Source organism: Aliiroseovarius sp. xm-d-517 (assembly GCF_013283135.1).
In the GTDB taxonomy this organism is placed as follows: Bacteria; Pseudomonadota; Alphaproteobacteria; order Rhodobacterales; family Rhodobacteraceae; genus Aliiroseovarius; species Aliiroseovarius crassostreae.
In genome coordinates, this window is the sequence record NZ_WBXT01000001.1 from 2,488,985 (window position 1) to 2,508,829 (window position 19,845).

Consider the following 19,845-nt stretch of genomic DNA (forward strand, 5'->3'; position numbering starts at 1 on the left):
GGGGCGCTTTCGTCAAGTGGATTTTGGATCCAATTGAGGTGTGCAAGAAAAACGGAGGCCGAAGCCCCCGTTTCGCAGCGCAGATTTTATGCGTTCTTACTGGAGGCCCCATTTGGCGGCGGTGGCCGCGAAGAACCCCTTCTCCTGTTTCAGCTTGATCCAGTTGTTCACATAGTTGATCCAGACCTGATCAGCCTGCGGCAGGATCATTGCAATTGGCGTGGGGCGCGCGGGGGCGTCGACCTCCATCCGGCGGATCTGCGGGAATTTCTCGGTCAGCGTGGCGCCTTCGATGTTTGAGGTGATGAAGACGTCAGCCCGGCCTGCGATCACTTCCTGATACCCGCGGGCCGGGGCCTCAACCACCTTGATATCTGCGTTTGGGAACCAGTCCCGCACCATTTTCTCAAATGAGGTGCCCAGGGTGGTTGCCACTTTCACGTCCGGTGTGTTGATCGAGGCGAAATCCGTAAACCGGCCCAGCTTGTCTTCGGTTGTGTAGGGCCCGATCTGCACCGAGATATAGGGGTTGGAAAAGCCCGCCACTTTCATGCGGGAGGGGGAGATCGAAGCGGATCCGGTCATGTGGTATTTGCCTGCAACGATCCCGTTCACCAGCGTCTTCCAGTCGGTTGGTACAAATTCCAGCTCAACTTCAAGATCCTTGGCCAGCTCGGTCATGACATCAATGTCATAGCCTTTATAGCTTTCCGTGGCCGGGTCGCGCACGGACATCGGGTTCCAGTCGCCGGTGGTGCCAACTTTCAAAACACCGTTGGACAGAATGTCATTCAGGGCGGACTGGGCCTGCGCTGGGGCGGCAAAGGCCAGACCAGCGATCAGGGCTGCGCCGAGGGTTCGTAGAAATGCCATGGAAGGGTTCCTTTTCTTATGTGCGACCCCGTCTGTTTGGCCTGTCTGTTTGGCCAGCTCCAAGGGTGAGGTGCAGGTATCATATTCATGTTGCACGCATTTTGTCACAACCCTGTGAAACGGTGCGCCGTGAAACGCTTTGGGCTATCAGATGCGGTTCGTTTCTTTATATTAGAACAAAATGTGAATTGTCGTCACCACCTCACGGATTGGTGATCACTTGTAAGGAAGCGCGATGCAGGCTGCGGTGAGGGTGAACGGGCTGAACAAATGGTTTGGCGAGTTTCAGGTGCTCAAGGATGTGACGCTTGAGGTGGCGGCTGGTGAGAAACTGGTGATCTGCGGACCGTCCGGGTCGGGCAAATCCACCGTTGTGCGTTGCATTGCCAATCTCGAACCCTTTGAAGGAGGAGAGCTGCGTGTGCTTGGCGGGGGCCCCGCCGATGTTGGGCGCGGGGATGTTGGCATGGTGTTTCAGCAATTCAACCTGTTTCCGCATCTGAGCGTTCTGGACAACCTCACCCTGGGGCCGATCCGTGCAATGGGCCTGACCCGCCACGCGGCAGAGGAGCGGGCGCGGGCGCTTTTGGAACGGGTGAAGATCCCCGATCAGGCGGCGAAAAAACCGGGGCAGCTGTCGGGGGGGCAGCAGCAGCGGGTGGCGATTGCGCGCGCGCTTTGCATGGAGCCCAAGGTGATGCTGTTTGACGAACCGACCTCAGCCCTGGACCCGGAAATGATTGCCGAGGTGCTGGAGGTGATGGAGGAGCTGGCGGCAGATGGCATGACCATGATCTGCGTGACCCATGAAATGGGGTTTGCCCGCCGGGTGGCGGATCGGATTGCCTTTATGGATGGTGGAGAACTGGTTGAGGTGGGGACGCCGGACCAAGTGTTCACGGCGCCAAAATCCTCCCGCTTTGCGGATTTCCTCAACAAGATCCTGAGCCATTGAGGGCGATATGATGAAACGAATTCTGCCCTTTGCCCTTCTGGCCTTGCTTGCGGGCTGTGCAAGCCAACCCGGCAATTGGGGTTGGTATGTGATCGACCCGACCACAAAGGCGGGCTGGACCAATATCCAGTTTCTGATGCGCGGGTTTTCCTCGACCATTCAGGTGTCCTTGCTGGCGGCGGGGGCCTCGATCATGATCGGGCTTTTCGTGGCCCTGCCCAGCCTGTCGCCCAATCGCTGGATCCGTCTGCCCAACCGGATTTATGTTGAGTTCGTCCGTGCGATCCCTTTGCTGCCAATGTTGTTTTGGGTGTTTTACGGCCTGCCGGTTGTGCTGAAATCCGTCGGCATCTCTTTGAATATCGATCCATTCTGGGGGGCCGTGATCACCCTGGCGATCTCGGATAGTGCTTTTACGGCCGAGATTTTCCGATCAGGGATCCAGTCCGTGCCCCGCGGGCAGAGCGAAGCGGCGCAGGTTGTTGGCCTGACAAAGGCGCAGGCGATGCGCCATGTGATCTTGCCACAGGCGGTGCGCCGGATTCTACCGCCATTGGCCAACCAGTTTATCTATATCGTGAAAATGTCGGCCTTTGCCTCGGTGATCGGCATGCAGGAACTGACCCGCCGCGCCAATGAGCTGGTGGTCACGGAATATCGTCCGCTGGAAATCTATTCGTTGCTGATTCTCGAATATCTCGTGCTGGTGCTGATCATCTCCTCCGCCGTGCGCTGGCTGGAACGGCGTATGGGGGCGGATGAGCGCGGGGTCTGATCGCGCAGTGCCACCGGGGTGATCACGTCCCTGTCACCTCTTCGTCACCGGACTTCCCTTCGCCTCTTTTCCCGCCAATATGGGTGAGTGCAGAGAAGACCAGAAGGAGTGGTGGGATGGATTCATGGCAGAAACCGTGGGCAATATTGGCCGTTTCGGCAAGGATGTGCCGGACACGATGAAAGGGTTCACCCAAATGGGTGTGGCCGCCAAGAAGGACGGGGCACTTTCGGAAAAGACAAAGGAATTCATCGCATTGGGGATTGCGATCGCAACCCGCTGTGACAGTTGCATTGGCTTTCATGTGCAGCATCTGGTGCGGCTGGGGGCCTCGGTCGAGGAATTGAACGAGGCGCTGGCCATGGCGACCTATATGGGTGGTGGCCCGTCGCTGGCCTATTCCGCCAAGGCGCGCGCTGCGTTTGACCATTTCAGCGCGCAGGGCTGATCTCGGAAGACCACGCCTGCCCCATCTGCGTGACGCGGGTGGGGCTTTCTTTCGAAAAAATCGTTGCAAATGAAATGAACTTGACAGGCGCCACATGGATCCCGATAGTGCACCCGTTAAGAATGCCCGCCGGGAGAGGAGACCGCACCCATGAAAATCGAACAGATCCACCACGTTGCCTATCGCTGCAAAGACGCCAAAGAGACCGTGGAATGGTATGGAAAAATGCTGAACATGGATTTCATTCTGGCGATTGCCGAAGACCATGTGCCCTCGACCCATGAACCCGACCCCTATATGCATATCTTCCTGGATGCGGGCATGGGCAATGTGCTTGCCTTTTTTGAACTGCCGACAAAGGCGGAAATGGGCCGGGATCTGAACACGCCGATCTGGGTGCAGCATATCGCCTTCAAGGTGAAAGATCGCGCCACGCTGATCGAGTTCAAAGAGCATCTGGAAGCAAATGGCGTTGAAGTGCTCGGCGTGACCGACCATTCGATCTTCCACTCGATCTATTTCTTCGATCCGAACGGGCATCGTGTCGAACTGGCCTGTCCGGACCCGGAGGAAGAAGCCATGCTGAAGCGCATGGATGAGGTGAAATGGGACATGCTGAACGAATGGTCCGTGACCAAAAAGGCGCCCAAACACGCCGATTGGCTGCACGCGAAAGAGCTGAACAAAGACGGCTGATACGGATGGGAAAAGGGGGCTGCGGCCCTCTTTTTCTTTAGGGTCAGGCCGGGGTGGTAACGTCTGCCAGCAGGTCAAGCAGCCGTGTCTCGCGATATGCGATGTGATCAGCCGCGGCAATCACCGCTTCGGCTGGCTCATGCACAAGCCCACAGGCAATTGACAGGTCTGCCAGGCGCATTGCCCCGGCATCATTGTCCCCGTCGCCCACAAAAACCACATAATTTCCGCGGGCCTGCAAATCCGCCACGACATCGGATTTGCGCAGGATATGTGTGACGCCAGATACTTTGCCATCAACAACCTGCCCGCGCGAGCTGTGAACCTGGCAACCAAAACGCATGAGCAGGGTGGAAATCCAGACATCCAGATTGCCCGTGGCGACGATGCAGTCACTTTGCCGGCGCTGAATGAACTCAAGCAGCCCCTCGAACAAAGGGATATCCGCCAGCAGCTGATCCACCTCACTCACGGGAAACTGCCCGAGGATCCCAACCCGTTTCAGAAAGCTGTCTTCAAACGGAATATGGCCGCGAATGGTGCGTTCGGTCAGCTCGGCAATCTCTTCCTCAATATGGAAATGGCGCGCGATCAACGGCAGGGTCTCCACCCGTGTCAGGGTGCCGTCCAGATCAAAGACATATTTGACATCCTGTGCCAATCTGCGCCCCGCCCCTCTGTTCAGGTTCATTCCGTCTTGCCAAACAGGCCCGGTTGGGTCTGAGGCGCCGTTGAATTAGCACCCAAAGACAGCTTTGTCACCGCCAGCAGCGGCATGTTCCCGTGTCCAAACGTCAGTCCCGCGACAGTTGCCGTCTCTTGGCGGCGCGCTCTTCGCGCAGCTTTTGCTCCTGACCGAGGCGAAAGCTGGTTTCCACGAATTTCAGATGGTCCCGCGCGGCCTTTTCTGCGCGGTCGGGGTCGCCGTCCAGAATGGAATGCACAATCTCGCGGTGTTGATCCAGAAGCATCCGTCCGCTGCCGTCCATCGTGCGTAGGAATTTGCGATTGTAGAAAATCCCCTGTCGGGTGAGATCGTAGATTGAACTCATCATGTGGATCAGCGTGGTGTTCTGGCTGGCATCCACCACCGCCACATGCAGCGCGAGATCGGCCTCGCTTGAGGCCTCGGCATCGCCGGTTTCCCACGCGGCCTGAAGATCGTTCATGATGTCCTTCAGACGTTCCTTGTCTGAGGAGGTGGCGCGCTCAGCAGCAAGGCGGCTGGCAAATGCCTCCTGTTCCGAGCGATATTCCAGATAGTCGTAAAAGGCGCTGCCATGGCGGGCATAAAGGGCCAGCATGGCAGGGGACATGGCGCGGCCTGAAAGGGTGGCGATGAAGGTGCCCTCGCCATGGCGCACATGGACCAGTCCGCGATCTTCCAGTGTCTGCAATGCCTCGCGCAGCTTCGGACGAGAGACACCCATCGCCTCGGCCAGCTCACGTTCCGAGGGCAGTTTGCGCCCTTCTTTCAGGATACCGTCGACGATCATCTGCTCGATCTGGTGCACCACGGCTTCGGCAATCGATTCGTGCCCCACCTGCTCAAATGGGCTTGTATCCCCCATGTCCTGCATCCCCTGAACTGTGCCGGTTGTCATTTATCTTTACCGCTTTTGCCCCGGATCTCAAAGGAAAGTTGGGGGAATTTCCTGCGGCAATTCTTGCTTCAATGCGCTGATGCAGATCGGTTTTTTCGGGATTTCCCGGTCCTTCCTCCATCCGGCCGGGATGAGCACGTGGCTCGGGTGGAAAGGTTTAACTGGTAAATTAATTTGTTGACATAAATTGGTGGTAAAGAATATTGACCAATTTAGGGAGTGCCAATGGCACAGGGCAGCCGTGGAGGCGGTCTGCTTGCATCTTGGAGGAGATACACATGAAAAAGACCCTGACATCGGTGGCCATTGCCGCCACCATGCTGACCGCACCGATTGCGGAAGCCGCTGATAAACTTCTGTTGAAAACCCCGATTGCTTTCTCGACCGCTCTGCCCGGTCTGGGATCGCCCATTCCACGTGTGGCCGAACAGCTGCAGCTCATGTCGGGCGGTTCGCTCAAGATGAAAGTGTATGAGCCGGGCAAGCTGGTGCCGCCGTTTGAAATCCTTGATGCAGTCAGCTCGGGCAAGATCAATTCGGGTTACACCACCGCCGGATATTGGGCCGGCAAGATCCCGGCCGCACCGCTGTTTTCGGCCGTGCCCTTCGGCCCCGAAGCGGGGGAATATATGGCGTGGCTTTACTATGGCAACGGCATGACCCTGTATCAGGAAATGTATGATCAGGCCGGGTTCAACGTCAAAGTGCTGCCCTGCGCGATCATCGCCCCGGAAACCTCGGGCTGGTTTGCAAAAGAGATCAACCAGCCGGGTGATCTGGACGGGTTGAAGATGCGTTTCTTTGGCCTGGGCGGCAAAGTGATGCAACGTCTTGGCGTGGCGACCTCGCTGCTGCCGGGCGGTGAAATCTTCCCGGCGCTTGAGAAGGGCGCCATCGACGCAACCGAGTTTTCTATGCCCGCCATCGACGCGCGTCTGGGGTTCCACAAACTGGTCAAATACAACTACTTCCCCGGCTGGCACCAGCAGGCCACCGTGTTTGAACTTCTGGTCAACAAGGACGTGTGGAACGAAGCCTCTGACCAGCACAAGGCCATCATTGAAAACGCCTGTAAGGCTTCGATGACCGACAGTTTTGCTGAAGGGGAAGCGATCCAGCACGCGGCCCTGATCGACAACGTGGAAAACAACGGTGTCGAGATCAAGAAATGGAATGATGAGATGCTCGCCACCTTCCGCGAAAACTGGGACGCCGTGGCACAGGAAGAGGCGGCAAATGACGCCTTCTTCGCCAAGGTTCTGGGTGACATGACCGAATTCCGCGATGGCTATGCCATCTGGAAGGAAAATGCCTTCCTCCCGCGCAAGTAACCCATTCTTGCGCCAATAAGGCAAACGGGGGGCGGTGGCCTACCTGCCCCCCACACCTTAGCGCGGCGCCTTTCTGCCGCGCCCCTTTTCCCGCATTTGTTTGTGACTTTTCCATCCTGTGACCCGCGCCATTTGCGCGCAAGTTTCTGAGGAGGACGCCCCATGGCCCAGAACGTGACCCAGAATATTCCCGCCCCAAATGATCCCGATCTGGATCCGATTGATGTGTATGAGCACATCCTGGAGCATGAAGACCGCGACACGCAGGTGACCGCCGTTGCCATCGACAAGACCGTCAAAACCGTTGGCAATCTGGTGATGTGGGCGAACCTTCTGCTGGTGGCCGCGATCGTGACCCAGGTGGCGCTGCGCTATCTGTTCAACGTGAACCTGCCCAAGCTCGACGAGGTGCAGTGGCATTTCTACGGGTTGGTGACGATGGTCGGTATTTCCTATGCGCTGGTCACCGACAGCCATGTGCGCGTCGATATCCTGCATATGCAGCTGAGCCGCCGGGCCCAGCGGGTGATTGAGGTGATCGGGATCCTCGCTTTGCTGGTGCCGTTCATCTACCTGATGGTCGATCAGGGCTATGATTACTTTTACGAAAGCTGGCGGGTGAATGAACGCTCCGACAGCCCCACTGGCCTGCCGGCACGCTGGGCGCTGAAAGCGGTGATCCCGGCGAGTTTCGTGCTGCTGGCGCTGGCTGCCATCGCGCGTCTGATCCATGACGCCCACGCCATTTTCGTCGCCCATAGCGAGGAACGCGAGGGCAAGGACCTGCGCCTGATCCTCTGGGCGCTGGTGGGTTTTGCCGTGGTGGCCACCGGCCTGACCTTCCTGGTGGAAAGCACCGAGGAAAAGCTGGTCATTGCCATGTTCCTCACCTTTATTGCGCTCCTGTTCACCGGCTTTCCGGTGGCCTGGACCCTAGCCGGGGTTGGGGTGGCCTATTGCGGGCTGGCCTATCTTTTCGACAATGACCTGATGTTGTGGACCGGGTTGGAAAGCACCTTTACCGGGCTGGATTACCTGACCCTTGGCGCCGTGGTGAACCGGGTTTATGCCACCATGTCGAACGCGGTTCTGGTGGCCCTGCCAATGTTCATCTTCATGGGGCTGATGCTGGATGAAAGCGGTGTGGCGGAACGCCTTATGACCGCGATGCAGCGCCTGTTTGGCACCGTGCGCGGCGGGCTGGCGATCACCGTGACCATGATCGGCATCATCCTTGCAGCCTCGACCGGCATTATCGGCGCCTCCGTCGTGCTCTTGGGTGTTCTGTCGCTGCCGTCGATGATGGAGCAGAAATATTCGCCCAGCCTTGCGGCCGGTGTGGTGTCTGCCTCGGGCACGCTGGGCATCCTCATCCCGCCCTCGATCATGCTGGTGATCATGGCGGACCAGATGGCGCTGTCGGTGGGGGATCTGTTCATGGCAGCCGTCTTCCCCGGTGTGATCATCGGCGCGCTGTATCTGACCTATATCTTCGTGATCGCCCTGATCAAACGCGACGTGGCCCCGGTGCCCGAGGGTGCAACCCGCCCGGACTGGGCTGCTGTAAAAGACGTGCTGATTGCGGTCTTGCCAACGCTGGGCCTGATCCTCGCCGTGCTGGGTTCGATCTTTGCAGGCCTGACCACGCCGACCGAAGCCTCTGGCGTGGGCGCGCTTGGCGCGACCCTTCTGGCGCTGGGCTATCGCAAGCTCACGCTGCGCAAGCTGTTGAATGTGCTCAAGGCCACGTTCAACACCACCGCCTATATCTTCGCGATTTTCCTTGGCGCGACTGTCTTCAGCTATGTGCTGCGGGAACTGGGGGGCGACGCGCTGATCGAAGATATGATCCACGGCGCGGGGCTGGGTGCCAATGGCACGGTCTTCATGATCCTTTTCATCGTCTTCCTTCTGGGGTTTGTCCTGGACTGGATCGAGATCACCCTGATTGTGCTGCCTTTGATGCGCCCGATCGTGAACGCGCTGGGGCTGGATATCCCCGGATTTGGGGCGATTGATGAACCGGCGCTGGTGTGGTTCGTGATCCTTGTGGCCGTGACGCTTCAGACCTCGTTCCTCACGCCGCCGGTTGGCTTTGCGCTCTTTTATCTCAAGGGGGTCTGCCCGCCCGAGATCCGGCTGACCGACATCTATAAGGGCATCATTCCCTTCGTGCTCTTGCAGCTCTTGGGCCTGATGCTGGTCTTCCTCTGGCCCGCGCTTGCCACCTGGTTGCCATCGGTCGCCTATTGAGAAATGGTGGGACCATGACCGATCAGGATCTCATCGCGCGATTGCAAAACATCTGTGGGCGCCGGCATGTGCTCACAGGTGCGCGCCGCACCGCACGCTTTCGCAAGGGGTTTCGTTCAGGAGAGGGCGAGGCGCTGGCGGTGGTGCAGCCGGGCACGCTGCTTGAACAGTGGAAGGTGCTAGAGGCCTGCGTGGCGGCGGACAAGATTGTGATCATGCAGGCGGCCAATACGGGTCTGACCGAAGGGTCGACCCCAAAGGGGCGTTATGATCGCGACGTGGTCTTGATCAACACGCGCCGCATGGATCGGTTGCAGCTGATCAAGGATGGCACGCAGGTGATTTCCTTTCCGGGGTCCACCTTGTTTGCGCTTGAAAAACTGCTCGCACCGCTCAAGCGTCAGCCCCATTCGGTGATCGGGTCCTCCTGCATCGGGGCGTCCGTGGTGGGCGGCGTGTGTAACAATTCCGGCGGTTCGCTGGTGGAACGCGGCCCGTCCTATACTGAGCTCTCCCTTTTTGCCCGCATTACCGAAGAGGGGCGGCTGGAGCTGGTCAACCATCTTGGGATCCAGCTGGGAAAAACTCCGGAAGAGATCCTGACCCGGTTGGAACAGGGGGATTATTCTTCCGCGGATCTGGAAAGCTCAAACCGCAAAGCGTCAGACACGGATTATGCCCGCCGGGTGCGGAATGTGGAGGCGGACACACCGGCGCGGTTCAATGCCGACAAGTCCCGCCTTTACGAGGCCGCGGGCTGTGCCGGGAAACTTGCCGTGTTTGCCGTGCGGCTCGATACCTATCCGATGAATGCGGATGAGCGGACCTTTTATGTCGGCACCAAGGACACCGCCGCCCTGACAGAGCTGCGCCGCCGGATCCTGGCCGATTTCGACACGCTGCCGGTCTCCGCCGAATATATGCATGAAGAGGTGTTTGACCTCTCGGATCGTTACGGCAAGGACACGATGGTAATGATCGACAAGCTGGGCACCGATCGCTTGCCGATGTTCTTTGCCATGAAGGGTGCGGTGGATGCGCGGCTGGCGCATGTGCCGGGGATGGCAAACTTCACCGATAAATTCATGCAGATGCTTGCCCGGATCTGGCCGGATATCCTGCCTGCGCGGATGCGTGATTTTCGTGGCCAGTATCCCCACCACCTGATCCTGAAAATGCGCGATGGCGGCATTGAAGAGGCGCAGGCGCTGCTGGCGGAGATGTCCGGGCAAGGGCGGCTGGACTATTTCGAATGTGACCCGCGTGAGGCCAAGATGGCCGGGCTGCACCGCTTTGCCGCTGCGGGTGCCGCGGTGCGGTATATGAATGTGCATCGCGATGAGGTCGAAGACATCCTTGCGCTTGATATCGCTCTGCGCCGCAATGACCGGGACTGGTTTGAAGAACTGCCCGCCGAGATTTCCGACCAGCTTGTGAGCAAGCTCTATTACGGCCATTTCATGTGCCATGTGCTGCATCAGGATTACATCGTGAAAAAGGGGGCGGATCCCAAGGCGCTGAAAGCGGCGATGCTGAAGATCCTGGATGCGCGCGGAGCGGAATATCCGGCTGAGCATAACGTGGGGCATCTTTACCCGGCCAAACCCGATCTTGCGGCGTTTTACAAATCGGTCGATCCGACCAATTCGATGAATCCGGGGATCGGGAAAATGTCGCGCCGGAAGAATTACGGGTAAGAGCCGGGGGCTTCCTGTTTCGGACAAAAGAAGACAAAAGAAAACGCGCGCCGGATGGGCGCGCGTTCTTGCTTTGGATATTGCTGTGGTTATTCGGGTTTCTGACGGGGTAGGAACAGGTTCAGGACCAGCCCGGCCACACCGGACAGGCCAATGCCGGCCAGGGTGAAGCCATCTCCGAATTCCAGCGTCAGCCCACCGATGCCGATGATCAGCACGGTCGAGACAATCACCATGTTGCGCGCGTCCTGCAGATGGTCGCCCAGGCGGATCAGAACAGTCAGGCCCACGACGGTGACCATCCCAAAGAGCAGGATCATGATGCCGCCCATGACGGGCATCGGGATGGTGCCAAGTGCGCCGCCCAGCTTGCCGACAAATGACAATGCGATGGCAAAGATGGCAGCCCAGGTCATGATCGCCGGGTTGAAGGCGCGGGTCAGGGTCACGGCGCCGGTCACTTCGGAATAGGTGGTGTTGGGGGGACCGCCCAGCAGGCCCGCTGCGGTGGTGGCAAGGCCATCCCCCAGCATGGTGTTCTGGATGCCGGGGTTCTCGATATAATCCTTTTTGGTGACTGATCCGATTGCGAGGATATCGCCGAAATGCTCAATCGCAGGGGCGATGGCCACGGGCAGGATGAACAGGATGGCCGCAAGGTTGAACTCGGGCGCGACAAAACCCGGCACCGCGAACCACGCAGCACCTGCCAGGGGCGCGGTGTTGATCAGGCTTTCGCCGGTGATCGCCCCGATGATGAGCGCGGTGACGTAACCCGCAATCACACCGACAATGATCGGCACCACACGCATGATGCCACGGCCGAGAATGGCGGTGATCATGGTCGCCCCAAGCGAGACCGCGGCAAGGATCAGGGCAATGCCCTTGGGCACGATCTGCGCATCCCCGGCCACACCGGTGGACATGTTGACCGCAACCGGCGCCAGCGACAGGCCGATCACCATGATCACCGGACCAACTACAACCGGCGGCAGCAGCTTGTGCAGGAAATCACTGCCAAAAATGCGGATCGCAAAGCTGAGTGCGACATAAAGCAGACCGGCGGCCGCAAGCCCCCCGGTGGTGGCAGCCATGCCCCAGGTCTGCACCCCATAAATGATCGGTGCGATAAAGGCGAAGGATGAGGCCAGGAAGACCGGCACCTTGCCGCGGGTGGTGATCTGGAAAATCAGCGTGCCAAGCCCCGCCGTGAACAGCGCCACGCTCGGGTCCAGCCCGGTCAGAAGCGGCACCAGCACCAGGGCCCCAAAGGCCACGAACAGCATTTGCGCGCCGATCAGCGCCTGTTTTGCGCCAAAGGAATATTCAGTGTTCGACAGGTCGTTTGCCCCGCGAACGTCGGTTGTATCAGTCATCTTCCCCTCACTTCTTCAATGGGTGATATGTGCGCGATACAGGGTCTGTGCCCCGCTTGGAGCCGCGACAAACTGCCCCCTTCTGAAGCATTGTTGGCGCTAAATCCAGCCTTTGTTGAGCGGAAATGGCATTTTCCTGACGGGGGTGGTTGGGCTGCTTCCAACGCCGAAAAAAGGTCAGAATATTCCCATGGCCAGCCCCGCGCCCAGCCCCAGACCCAATGCACGGCATTGTTCCAGATCTGTGTCGGAAATGGTTTTTGGCGCGAGGATCTGCTCAGGTGTCTGGGCATGGGTGCAGATGATCAGCCCCGGCTGAACCTCTTTGAGCCGCCACCCGGTTGCAATGCGCGCCATTTGCCGCAACGCGTTTTCGCCATCTGATCCGGCACAGACCATCAGCGCATATGGCCGCCCTTCGATCCGGCCCAGCACCGGGTAATAGCAGCGGTCAAAAAACTCTTTCATCTCGCCGGAAATGGCAGCGAGGTTCTCGGGCGCGCAGAAGAGATAGCCATCAGCCGCCATGAGGTCGTCCGGGCCGGCCTCATGGGCTGGTTTCAGCACCACTTCCACCTCGCCACGGGCGGCCTGACAAGCGGCCTGCGCCATCTGCTGGCTGCCGCCGGTGCGGGAGTGATAGACAATCAAAAGCCGGGTCATGCGGCGATGCTACAGCCAATTTCACCAGCTTTGAAGCGCGGTTTCAGCTTTCGGGCAGGCTGCGTCCCTCCGGCCCTGCATAGGCCCGTTCGACCTTTGCCACGCGCAGTTCGAAATGGCTGTACCACCGCTCAAGCCCCAGTTTCTGGGCCACGAGGTGTTTGGCATTGGCTTTCCAGGCGCGGATGCTGTCTTCGCTGTCCCAATAGGAGACGGTGATGCCGAAATTGGCTGTGTCGCGGGTGCTTTCTGCGCCCAGGCAACCGGGTTCTTCCAGCGCCAGCGCATACATGCGATCGCCCATTTCGGCGTAACCCGCATCCTCTTTGCTAAGCTGATTTGTGAAAATCACCGCGTAGTAGGGCGGTTCGGGGGTGCGGGCAAAACGCTCGGTCATCCGGGGACTCCTTGCTGGGATGCGTTATGCCTACAGCGTTTCGGGAAAAACCTGAAACACATGTTTGTTCCGCAACGCATTCTGCGCAGATGATCTTGGGCCGGGCCTGTGCCGGGACAGTTCGGAACGCGGGGCAGAGGAACACAGGGAAAGGAGAGGGCAGACGGGCCGCCCCCTCCTGTGAAAATGCTTCAGCGTGGGCCGGGATTGGCGATCAGGTCGCGGGAAATCACAAGGCGCTGAATGTCGCTGGTGCCTTCATAGATTTGCGATACGCGCACGTCGCGATAGATACGCTCAACCGGATAGTCGCGCAGATAGCCATAGCCGCCGAAGGTCTGGATCGCGGCTGAGCACACTTCCTCGGCCATTTCGGTGGCAAAGAGTTTCGCCATCGAGGCTTCGCGCAGGGCGGGCAGGCCCGCATCGCGGCGGGCTGCAGCCAGATGCACCAATTGGCGTGCCGCTTCGACCTTGGTGGCCATGTCAGCCAACCGGAACCCAACGGCCTGATGCTGGGCGATCTCCTTGCCGAACGCCTTGCGTTCCTGCGCATATTCCAGCGCGCATTCCAGCGCTTTGCGGGCCATGCCCACCGCCTGTGAGGCGATGCCGATGCGTCCGCCTTCCAGATTGGCCAGGGCGATCTTGTAGCCTTCGCCTTCCTGACCCAGCAGGTTTTCGGCCGGCACCCGCATGTTTTCAAATGACAGTTGGCAGGTGTCCGAGGAATGCAGCCCCAGCTTTTCCTCGACCCGGACGACCTCATACCCCGGCATGTCGGTTTCCACGATAAAGGCGCTGATGCCTTTCGATCCGGCGTCTTTGTCGGTCACGGCGAAGACGATGATCACCTTGCCGTTCTTGCCTGAGGTGATGAATTGCTTGGCGCCGTTCAGCACGTAATGATCCCCGTCCCGCACCGCCGTGGTGCGCAGTTTCGAGGCGTCCGAGCCTGCCTGCGGTTCGGTCAGGGCAAAGCCGCCGATCCATTCGCCCGAGGCCAGCTTCGGCAGGTATTTCTGTTTCTGGGCCTCGGTGCCGTATTTCACGATCGGGCCGCAGCCGACCGAGCTGTGCACCGACAGGATGGTCGAACAGGCGCCGTCACCTGCGGCCACTTCCTCGACCACGCTGGCATAGGTCACCGCGTCCAGTTCAATCCCGCCATATTCTTCCGGCACCAGCATCCCGAGAAAGCCCAGCTCACCCATTTCGTCCAGTTCCGTGCGGGGAAAGGCCTTGGTGCGGTCGCGTTCCTCGGCGCCGGGCCACAGGCGTTCGCGGGCGAATTGCGCGGCCATGTCGCGGATGGCGGATTGGGTTTCGTCAAGCATGTTTGTCTCTCCTGATCTGTCCGGCCTGATCTTTCCGGGGCGTGTTGCGGTGCCGGTCAAAGTGATTCCCTGATCCTAAAGTTGAAATCACTCGCACGCGATGCCACAATGTTTCAGAAATTTGACATGAAATGCCATACGATTTGTGATGCCCACCCCCATGCAGTCACCACCGCCCGCGCAGATGTCCAGCGCCCCGATCCCTGCAGCATTTGCAGCGGAAGCAATTGAATGTGGCCGTCTGGCGGGGGTGGATATGGGGGCGCTGATCCAGGATTTGGGTATCCCCGAACAGGACCTGCAGCATCTGACCCCGGACCAGTTCGGTCAGATCTGGCTGGAGCTGTCCTTTCGCATGCGCGATGAGTTCTTTGGCCTTGCTGCCCGTCCGATGCGGCCGGGCAGTTTTACCCTGCTTGGCCACGCAACCCGCCACGCGCCGACCCTTGAGGTGGCGGTGGCCCGGGCGTTGCGCTTTCTGACAGTGGTGCTGGAGGACCCGGCCGGGACGCTTTCTGTTGAGGGGCGACATGCCGAGGTGACGCTGCGCGAAGAAGGCGCGCCGAAATCGGCCTTTGCCTACCGGCTTTATTTTACCATCCTGCATGCGCTGAACTGCTGGCTGATCGGAGAGCGGATCCCGATCCAACGCATCCAGTTCCCCTGTGCAGCCCCGGAAGGCACCAATGATTACGGGGATTTCTTTGGCGTGCCGGTGGTGTTTTCCGCCCCTGTGGCCCGCCTGGAATTTGAGCGCAAATATCTGCGCAAACCGATCAACCGCTCGGACCGGGCGCTGAAGGTGTTTCTGAAATCCGCCCCCACCGCGTTCCTGTCCGGCTATCGCCACGGGGACGGGATCAAGGCGCGGGTGGTGGCAGAGCTGTCGCTGGGAGAGGTCGGGGGCTGGCCCGGTGTGGATGAGATTGCTCAGCGACTGGGCCTGTCGACCTCGACCCTGCATCGGCGCCTGAAAGAGGCGGGGCAGAGTTTTGGTGAAATCAAGGAAGAGCGTCGCCGCAATCTGGCGCTGTCGCTGTTGAAGAAGACCGATCTGCCGGTGGCGGAGATTGCCGGGCGGGTGGGCTATGCGGAACCCAGCGCGTTTTTCCGCGCCTTTCAGCGTTGGTTCGGCACCACGCCGGGGGCGATCCGAAATCGGGGCTAAAGCCGAAACGTTTTAGTCAGGATGTCGGGAAAAAACAAAAGGCCCCGAAGCGGGGCCTTTGCTGAATTGGTCGGGCTGAGAGGATTCGAACCTCCGACCCCCTGCTCCCGAAGCAGGTGCGCTACCAGGCTGCGCTACAGCCCGACCGTGGCGTGCGAAATAGCCTCAATACGCGGGCGCTGCAAGCCCCAAAATGCATGGGAGCCGTGGGAAGGGTCAGAAACCCCCTGTCCCGGTCGCAAAATGAAAACGGCCCGCCGGAAGGCGGGCCGTTTCATCACTTTTCAGGACCAAAGCGAAACGCTTCAGATCAGAGGCTGGCGTTCAGGGCTGCGATTACCGCGTCGCCCATTTCGCTGGTCGAAACCGGCTTCACGCCCTCTTCGTTCAGAAGGTCCCCGGTGCGCACCCCATCGGCGAGCACTTTCTCGACCGCGGCTTCCAGACGATCCGCCTCTTCGCCCATGTCAAAGCTGTAGCGCAGCGCCATCGCAAAGCTGAGGATACAGGCACAGGGGTTGGCCTTGCCTTCACCGGCAATGTCAGGGGCCGAGCCGTGCACGGGCTCATAAAGGGCTTTCGGGCGGCCATTGGCCATCGGTGCCCCCAGCGAGGCGGACGGCAACATGCCCAGCGAACCGGTCAGCATGGCGGCACAATCCGAGAGGATGTCGCCAAACAGGTTGTCGGTATAGATCACGTCAAACTGCTTTGGCGCGCGCACCAGCTGCATCGCACCATTGTCGGCATACATGTGGCTCAGTTCGACTTCCGGATAGTCTTTGCTGACGCGGGTCACAACTTCACGCCACAGGATGCCCGATTCCATCACATTGGCTTTTTCCATCGAGCACAGGCGCTTGTCGCGTTTCATCGCCAGTTCAAACGCCGAACGGGCGCCGCGTTCGATCTCGGCTTCGGTGTAACGCTGGGTGTTGATGCCCACACGCTCGCCGTTTTCTTCGAAAATGCCGCGCGGTTCACCGAAATACACGCCCGAGGTCAGTTCGCGCACGATCATGATGTCGAGGCCGGACACGATGTCTTTTTTCAGCGAAGAGAAATCGGCCAGAGCGTCAAAGCACTGCGCCGGGCGCAGGTTGGAATAGAGGTCCATTTCCTTGCGCAGACGCAGGAGGCCGCGTTCCGGTTTGACCGAGAAATCCAGATCGTCATATTTCGGGCCACCCACGGCGCCCAGCAGAACCGCGTCCACCTCTTGCGCTTTTGCCATGGTTTCGTCGGCCAGCGGCACGCCGTATTTGTCATAGGCCGCGCCCCCGACCAGATCCTCGGACACGTCGAAGCTCACGCCGCGCTTGTCACCGATCCAGTTGATGACCTTGCGCACTTCGGCCATGACTTCCTGGCCGATGCCATCGCCGGGGAGGATGAGGAGAGAGGGGTTCGACATGTCGGGTATCCTTGAGAGACTTGCAGAAATTCTGTTCCCGAACGGCCTAGCGAGTTGGGGCGGATGCGTCAAGAAATGCAGGGGGATTTGCGCGGAAATAGCCGTTAAAAGTTGAGGTCGACCCAGATCAGATGGTGGCGTGATGCGGTGGTAGCGGTCACGGCCATCCCATCGTCTGGTTCGGGCCAGAATACGCCTGTGTCCAGAACCTGCGCGTCTGCCCAGGGCAGAATATAGCTTGCACGGAGCTTCCCGACGCCGATGCCGCTCCAATCTGCGGTATCCGTGCCCTCTGCCCCGGTGGGGGCGGGGTCGGTCAGGCGGGGGTGTCCGATCAGGGCGCGTATGGCGTCATGGTCACCGTCGCCATCCTCGGGGTCGATATTGGCCTGGCCGATCACCACGAAAGGCGTCGTGGGGGCGGGAAAGGGCAGGGCGCCCTCAAGGAGCCGGATCCAGAACCGGGTTTCGTCACCGCCGCGTTTTCCGTTCTGATCTTCGGGCCCGTCAAAGGCCGGGGTGGAGCCGTGCCAGGTCAGCAGGTCAAGCGTTTGACCGTCTGGCAGGATCACCGGCACCTGCCAATGGGCCACGCTGGACAGGCGCTGAATGGCTTGCGCTTCGGCGGAGGGAAAAGGGCTGCCATCCGGGTGGGTGGGCAGGTTGGCCCCAGGCAGATCACGCCAGAGAAACTGCGAAAAATCGCGGGCCGGGCCAAGCGGCAGGCGTGACAGCACGGCCATTCCCCCCGCTCCGGTAAAAGCGCCATAGCCCTGGCTGTCGCGGGCGGTGCCCCGCTGGCCGTCCCCATCCAGATCCAGCCCTGTGGGCAGGCCCGCATTGGGTCGGATGGCGAATGCATGGGGCATGGGATGGCCGGCCTGCGCGAGGGCGGTCTGGAAGGCGGCAAGGGCGTGGCCCTGCAGGTCGTGGTCGAAATCCTGCAACACCAGCACATCGGGCGCGGTTTGGCGGATCACGTCGATCACGGCCTTGATCTGCTTGTCTTTCCCACGGGAGATGTCGCGCAGCAGCAGCCCCGGCCCATCCCGACCCAGCTCGGTGTTGTAACTGGCAAGGCGCAGGCGTTCTGCCATGGCTGAGGAGGCAAGGGCGCTGATTACAAGCGCCAGAACGGGGATCAGGCGGGTTGCCACGCCTCCTCCTGTTCGGCTTTGGCGTTTTTCTTGCGCTCATCGCTGATCATCAGGGCCACACGCCCCATGGCGATGCCACGCATGAACAGCGAGGCGGGCAGGAAGGCCCAGGCGGTGAGGGTCCAGATCAGGGTCTGGTCATTGGCCACCGAGACAGATCCGAACAGCGCAGATGCGGCCTGAATGACGGCGGGCGTCACAAAAGGCAGCAGGAAACCCAGCGCGATATTGAAGCGGGCGTCGCGTTCCAGCCGTTTCACCACATCCCCGCCTGCAGTGGGGTCGAATGTGGGCAAATTGACCCAGACATTGAAACACCCATTGGCGGGCCAGCGGCTTGAACGCAGGGCAATGACGAAAACACCCAAAGACAGAAGGGAAATCAGGTAGGTCATGCCGGCAGCCGTGCGCATGGCCGAGATGTCGGCGGCGCTGGATCCCTCGGGCAGCATCAGCACCACAAGGCGCACCGGGGAATAGGGGAAGTCAATTGCCCGCCCGATCAGCGTGCCGATCTGGGTGACAAACTCGGTCATGATGGTCGGATCCGTTTTTCCGCGCACCACAATGGACAGGGTGAATACCATCGCGAACAGGCTGAAAAAGCGAATTCTGTTGAAGGGGGGGGCGTCACGAAACTCGACCAGGCCGGGATAGGTGGCGGCATATTCAAACAGGGTCAACGCCCCGGCGCACAGGGCAACAAGTGCCACGATCTGCGCCGTGTCGGTATTGGTGCCGGGCACCATGATCGATGGGAGTGCGATCACCACCACGATAAGTATTGCGCGTAGCAATGCGCCAGCCAGTTTTGAAACCACAGCCTCTACCCTCAACTTTGGACGGGAGCGATACGATGCCGCATCCCTTGTTCCGATGTTGATCCCCGCCTTATTGGCGGATGCCTCTTTAGGGCACGATGCCCCGATAGGCGGGAATCTGCAAGTTATGGGTTAATATAGCTTTACCATTTTGCCGTTTTTGTGGCGGAACTGGTGCGGCAATGCATCATTGCTGAGAAAAGAAAAGGGCGACCCGTAGTTGGCCGCCCTTCAATTCTTAACGAATTTGCCGGTATTTCCGAGGGGTTACACCCAGGGACGGGCCGCGGCAGCCTGTGCTTCAAAAGCGTCGATCGAGGCTTTCTTCTCCATCGTCAGGCCGATGTCATCGAGACCTTCCAGCAGGCAGTGTTTTTTGAACGCATCCACTTCAAACGCGATGGTTTCGCCGTCCGAGGTGGTGATTTCCTGCGCTTCCAGATCCACGGTCATGCGCGCGTTTGCGCCCTTCTCGGCATCTGCCATCAGGATGTCGACCTGCTCTTGCGGCAGGACAATCGGCAGGATGCCGTTCTTGAAGCAGTTGTTGAAGAAGATGTCAGCGAACGAGGTCGACACGACGCATTTGATGCCGAAATCGGCAATCGCCCACGGGGCGTGCTCGCGCGAGGAACCACAGCCGAAATTGTCGCCTGCGATCAGGATCTCGGCGTCACGGTATTGCGGTTTGTTCAGCACGAAATCTTCGATCTCGGTGCCGTCGCGGTTATAGCGCATCTCGTCAAACAGGTTCTTGCCAAAGCCCGTGCGTTGGATCGACTTCAGGAACACCTTTGGGATGATCATATCCGTGTCGATATTCACCAGCGGCATGGGGGCCGCGATACCTTGGAGTTTTTCAAACTTTTCCATTTTGCGG

Annotated in this window: 19 protein-coding genes and 1 tRNA gene; 8 read left to right on the plus strand and 12 right to left on the minus strand. The window is 59.6% G+C overall.

The genetic code is table 11. The features are described 5' to 3' along the window. Positions 1 to 96: 96 nt before the first annotated feature. Complete coding sequence (locus tag XMD517_RS11815) at positions 97 to 873, minus strand: transporter substrate-binding domain-containing protein (RefSeq protein ID WP_173486788.1); 777 nt, start codon at positions 871 to 873, stop codon at positions 97 to 99. A gap of 235 nt (positions 874 to 1,108) precedes the next feature. On the opposite strand from XMD517_RS11815, the gene XMD517_RS11820 reads away from it, so the two are divergent. The 4 genes from XMD517_RS11820 to XMD517_RS11835 all read left to right on the plus strand — a co-directional run bounded on the left by XMD517_RS11820 (position 1,109) and on the right by XMD517_RS11835 (position 3,747). After that, on the plus strand, positions 1,109 to 1,828 hold the full coding sequence (locus XMD517_RS11820) for an amino acid ABC transporter ATP-binding protein (protein ID WP_173486787.1): 720 nt from the start codon (positions 1,109 to 1,111) through the stop codon (positions 1,826 to 1,828). A gap of 10 nt (positions 1,829 to 1,838) precedes the next feature. Beyond that, positions 1,839 to 2,603, plus strand: a complete 765-nt coding sequence (locus XMD517_RS11825; protein ID WP_173486934.1) for an amino acid ABC transporter permease — start codon at positions 1,839 to 1,841, stop codon at positions 2,601 to 2,603. A gap of 124 nt (positions 2,604 to 2,727) precedes the next feature. Beyond that, a complete protein-coding gene (locus XMD517_RS11830) occupies positions 2,728 to 3,051 on the plus strand; it encodes a carboxymuconolactone decarboxylase family protein (protein WP_254449732.1) in 324 nt (107 codons plus the stop codon). Positions 3,052 to 3,201: 150 nt separating this feature from the next. Continuing rightward, positions 3,202 to 3,747, plus strand: a complete 546-nt coding sequence (locus XMD517_RS11835) for a VOC family protein (protein ID WP_055192792.1) — start codon at positions 3,202 to 3,204, stop codon at positions 3,745 to 3,747. 43 nt (positions 3,748 to 3,790) lie between these two features. Here XMD517_RS11835 and XMD517_RS11840 read toward each other — a convergent pair whose 3' ends face one another. Beyond that, on the minus strand, positions 3,791 to 4,408 hold the full coding sequence (locus XMD517_RS11840; protein ID WP_217360500.1) for an HAD-IB family phosphatase: 618 nt from the start codon (positions 4,406 to 4,408) through the stop codon (positions 3,791 to 3,793). A 133-nt stretch (positions 4,409 to 4,541) separates the two neighbouring features. Beyond that, on the minus strand, positions 4,542 to 5,351 hold the full coding sequence (locus XMD517_RS11845; protein ID WP_254449731.1) for a FadR/GntR family transcriptional regulator: 810 nt from the start codon (positions 5,349 to 5,351) through the stop codon (positions 4,542 to 4,544). A gap of 278 nt (positions 5,352 to 5,629) precedes the next feature. Between XMD517_RS11845 and XMD517_RS11850 the strand changes: the two genes are divergently transcribed. The 3 genes from XMD517_RS11850 to dld all read left to right on the plus strand — a co-directional run bounded on the left by XMD517_RS11850 (position 5,630) and on the right by dld (position 10,632). Then, entirely contained in the window at positions 5,630 to 6,682 is a 1,053-nt protein-coding gene (locus XMD517_RS11850; RefSeq protein WP_173486784.1) for a TRAP transporter substrate-binding protein, read from the plus strand. A gap of 162 nt (positions 6,683 to 6,844) precedes the next feature. Continuing rightward, positions 6,845 to 8,935, plus strand: coding sequence for a TRAP transporter large permease subunit (locus XMD517_RS11855; RefSeq protein ID WP_173486783.1), 2,091 nt, complete (start codon positions 6,845 to 6,847; stop codon positions 8,933 to 8,935). Positions 8,936 to 8,949: 14 nt separating this feature from the next. After that, positions 8,950 to 10,632, plus strand: coding sequence for a D-lactate dehydrogenase (gene dld / locus XMD517_RS11860; protein WP_173487969.1), 1,683 nt, complete (start codon positions 8,950 to 8,952; stop codon positions 10,630 to 10,632). 89 nt (positions 10,633 to 10,721) lie between these two features. Here the strand turns inward: dld and XMD517_RS11865 are convergent, their stop codons facing one another. From XMD517_RS11865 to XMD517_RS11880, 4 genes are all read right to left on the minus strand, one after another. Continuing rightward, positions 10,722 to 12,008, minus strand: a complete 1,287-nt coding sequence (locus tag XMD517_RS11865; RefSeq protein ID WP_055192789.1) for a uracil-xanthine permease family protein — start codon at positions 12,006 to 12,008, stop codon at positions 10,722 to 10,724. A gap of 177 nt (positions 12,009 to 12,185) precedes the next feature. Beyond that, on the minus strand, positions 12,186 to 12,671 hold the full coding sequence (locus tag XMD517_RS11870; protein ID WP_173486781.1) for a flavodoxin family protein: 486 nt from the start codon (positions 12,669 to 12,671) through the stop codon (positions 12,186 to 12,188). Between the two features lie 43 nt (positions 12,672 to 12,714). Next, positions 12,715 to 13,068, minus strand: coding sequence for an antibiotic biosynthesis monooxygenase (locus XMD517_RS11875; RefSeq protein ID WP_173486780.1), 354 nt, complete (start codon positions 13,066 to 13,068; stop codon positions 12,715 to 12,717). Between the two features lie 191 nt (positions 13,069 to 13,259). Further along, entirely contained in the window at positions 13,260 to 14,405 is a 1,146-nt protein-coding gene (locus XMD517_RS11880) for an acyl-CoA dehydrogenase family protein (RefSeq protein WP_055192786.1), read from the minus strand. Between the two features lie 148 nt (positions 14,406 to 14,553). Here XMD517_RS11880 and XMD517_RS15635 point away from each other — a divergent pair, with 148 nt between their 5' ends. Next, on the plus strand, positions 14,554 to 15,573 hold the full coding sequence (locus tag XMD517_RS15635) for an AraC family transcriptional regulator (protein ID WP_217360499.1): 1,020 nt from the start codon (positions 14,554 to 14,556) through the stop codon (positions 15,571 to 15,573). Positions 15,574 to 15,640: 67 nt separating this feature from the next. Here XMD517_RS15635 and XMD517_RS11890 read toward each other — a convergent pair. From XMD517_RS11890 to leuD, 5 genes are all read right to left on the minus strand, one after another. Then, positions 15,641 to 15,717: transfer RNA gene (locus XMD517_RS11890), tRNA-Pro, on the minus strand. 166 nt (positions 15,718 to 15,883) lie between these two features. Continuing rightward, entirely contained in the window at positions 15,884 to 16,987 is a 1,104-nt protein-coding gene (leuB, locus tag XMD517_RS11895) for a 3-isopropylmalate dehydrogenase (protein WP_173486779.1), read from the minus strand. Between the two features lie 104 nt (positions 16,988 to 17,091). Next, a complete protein-coding gene (locus XMD517_RS11900) occupies positions 17,092 to 18,144 on the minus strand; it encodes an endonuclease/exonuclease/phosphatase family protein (RefSeq protein ID WP_368493370.1) in 1,053 nt (350 codons plus the stop codon). After that, positions 18,129 to 18,965, minus strand: a complete 837-nt coding sequence (locus XMD517_RS11905; RefSeq protein WP_173486778.1) for a hypothetical protein — start codon at positions 18,963 to 18,965, stop codon at positions 18,129 to 18,131. Before XMD517_RS11905 ends, XMD517_RS11900 begins: the two co-directional genes overlap by 16 nt. Positions 18,966 to 19,232: 267 nt before the next feature. Beyond that, on the minus strand, positions 19,233 to 19,838 hold the full coding sequence (leuD, locus tag XMD517_RS11910; RefSeq protein WP_173486777.1) for a 3-isopropylmalate dehydratase small subunit: 606 nt from the start codon (positions 19,836 to 19,838) through the stop codon (positions 19,233 to 19,235). Positions 19,839 to 19,845 lie beyond the last annotated feature (7 nt).

What these genes read in the sequence shown, in the direction of transcription:
- XMD517_RS11815 (WP_173486788.1), bottom strand. Translation starts at nt 873, where the DNA reads ATGGCATTTCTACGAACCCTCGGCGCAGCCCTGATCGCTGGTCTGGCC.
- XMD517_RS11820 (WP_173486787.1), top strand. Translation starts at nt 1,109, where the DNA reads ATGCAGGCTGCGGTGAGGGTGAACGGGCTGAACAAATGGTTTGGCGAG.
- XMD517_RS11825 (WP_173486934.1), top strand. Translation starts at nt 1,839, where the DNA reads ATGAAACGAATTCTGCCCTTTGCCCTTCTGGCCTTGCTTGCGGGCTGT.
- XMD517_RS11830 (WP_254449732.1), top strand. Translation starts at nt 2,728, where the DNA reads ATGGCAGAAACCGTGGGCAATATTGGCCGTTTCGGCAAGGATGTGCCG.
- XMD517_RS11835 (WP_055192792.1), top strand. Translation starts at nt 3,202, where the DNA reads ATGAAAATCGAACAGATCCACCACGTTGCCTATCGCTGCAAAGACGCC.
- XMD517_RS11845 (WP_254449731.1), bottom strand. Translation starts at nt 5,351, where the DNA reads ATGACAACCGGCACAGTTCAGGGGATGCAGGACATGGGGGATACAAGC.
- XMD517_RS11850 (WP_173486784.1), top strand. Translation starts at nt 5,630, where the DNA reads ATGAAAAAGACCCTGACATCGGTGGCCATTGCCGCCACCATGCTGACC.
- XMD517_RS11855 (WP_173486783.1), top strand. Translation starts at nt 6,845, where the DNA reads ATGGCCCAGAACGTGACCCAGAATATTCCCGCCCCAAATGATCCCGAT.
- dld (WP_173487969.1), top strand. Translation starts at nt 8,950, where the DNA reads ATGACCGATCAGGATCTCATCGCGCGATTGCAAAACATCTGTGGGCGC.
- XMD517_RS11865 (WP_055192789.1), bottom strand. Translation starts at nt 12,008, where the DNA reads ATGACTGATACAACCGACGTTCGCGGGGCAAACGACCTGTCGAACACT.
- XMD517_RS11870 (WP_173486781.1), bottom strand. Translation starts at nt 12,671, where the DNA reads ATGACCCGGCTTTTGATTGTCTATCACTCCCGCACCGGCGGCAGCCAG.
- XMD517_RS11875 (WP_173486780.1), bottom strand. Translation starts at nt 13,068, where the DNA reads ATGACCGAGCGTTTTGCCCGCACCCCCGAACCGCCCTACTACGCGGTG.
- XMD517_RS11880 (WP_055192786.1), bottom strand. Translation starts at nt 14,405, where the DNA reads ATGCTTGACGAAACCCAATCCGCCATCCGCGACATGGCCGCGCAATTC.
- XMD517_RS15635 (WP_217360499.1), top strand. Translation starts at nt 14,554, where the DNA reads ATGCCCACCCCCATGCAGTCACCACCGCCCGCGCAGATGTCCAGCGCC.
- leuB (WP_173486779.1), bottom strand. Translation starts at nt 16,987, where the DNA reads ATGTCGAACCCCTCTCTCCTCATCCTCCCCGGCGATGGCATCGGCCAG.
- leuD (WP_173486777.1), bottom strand. Translation starts at nt 19,838, where the DNA reads ATGGAAAAGTTTGAAAAACTCCAAGGTATCGCGGCCCCCATGCCGCTG.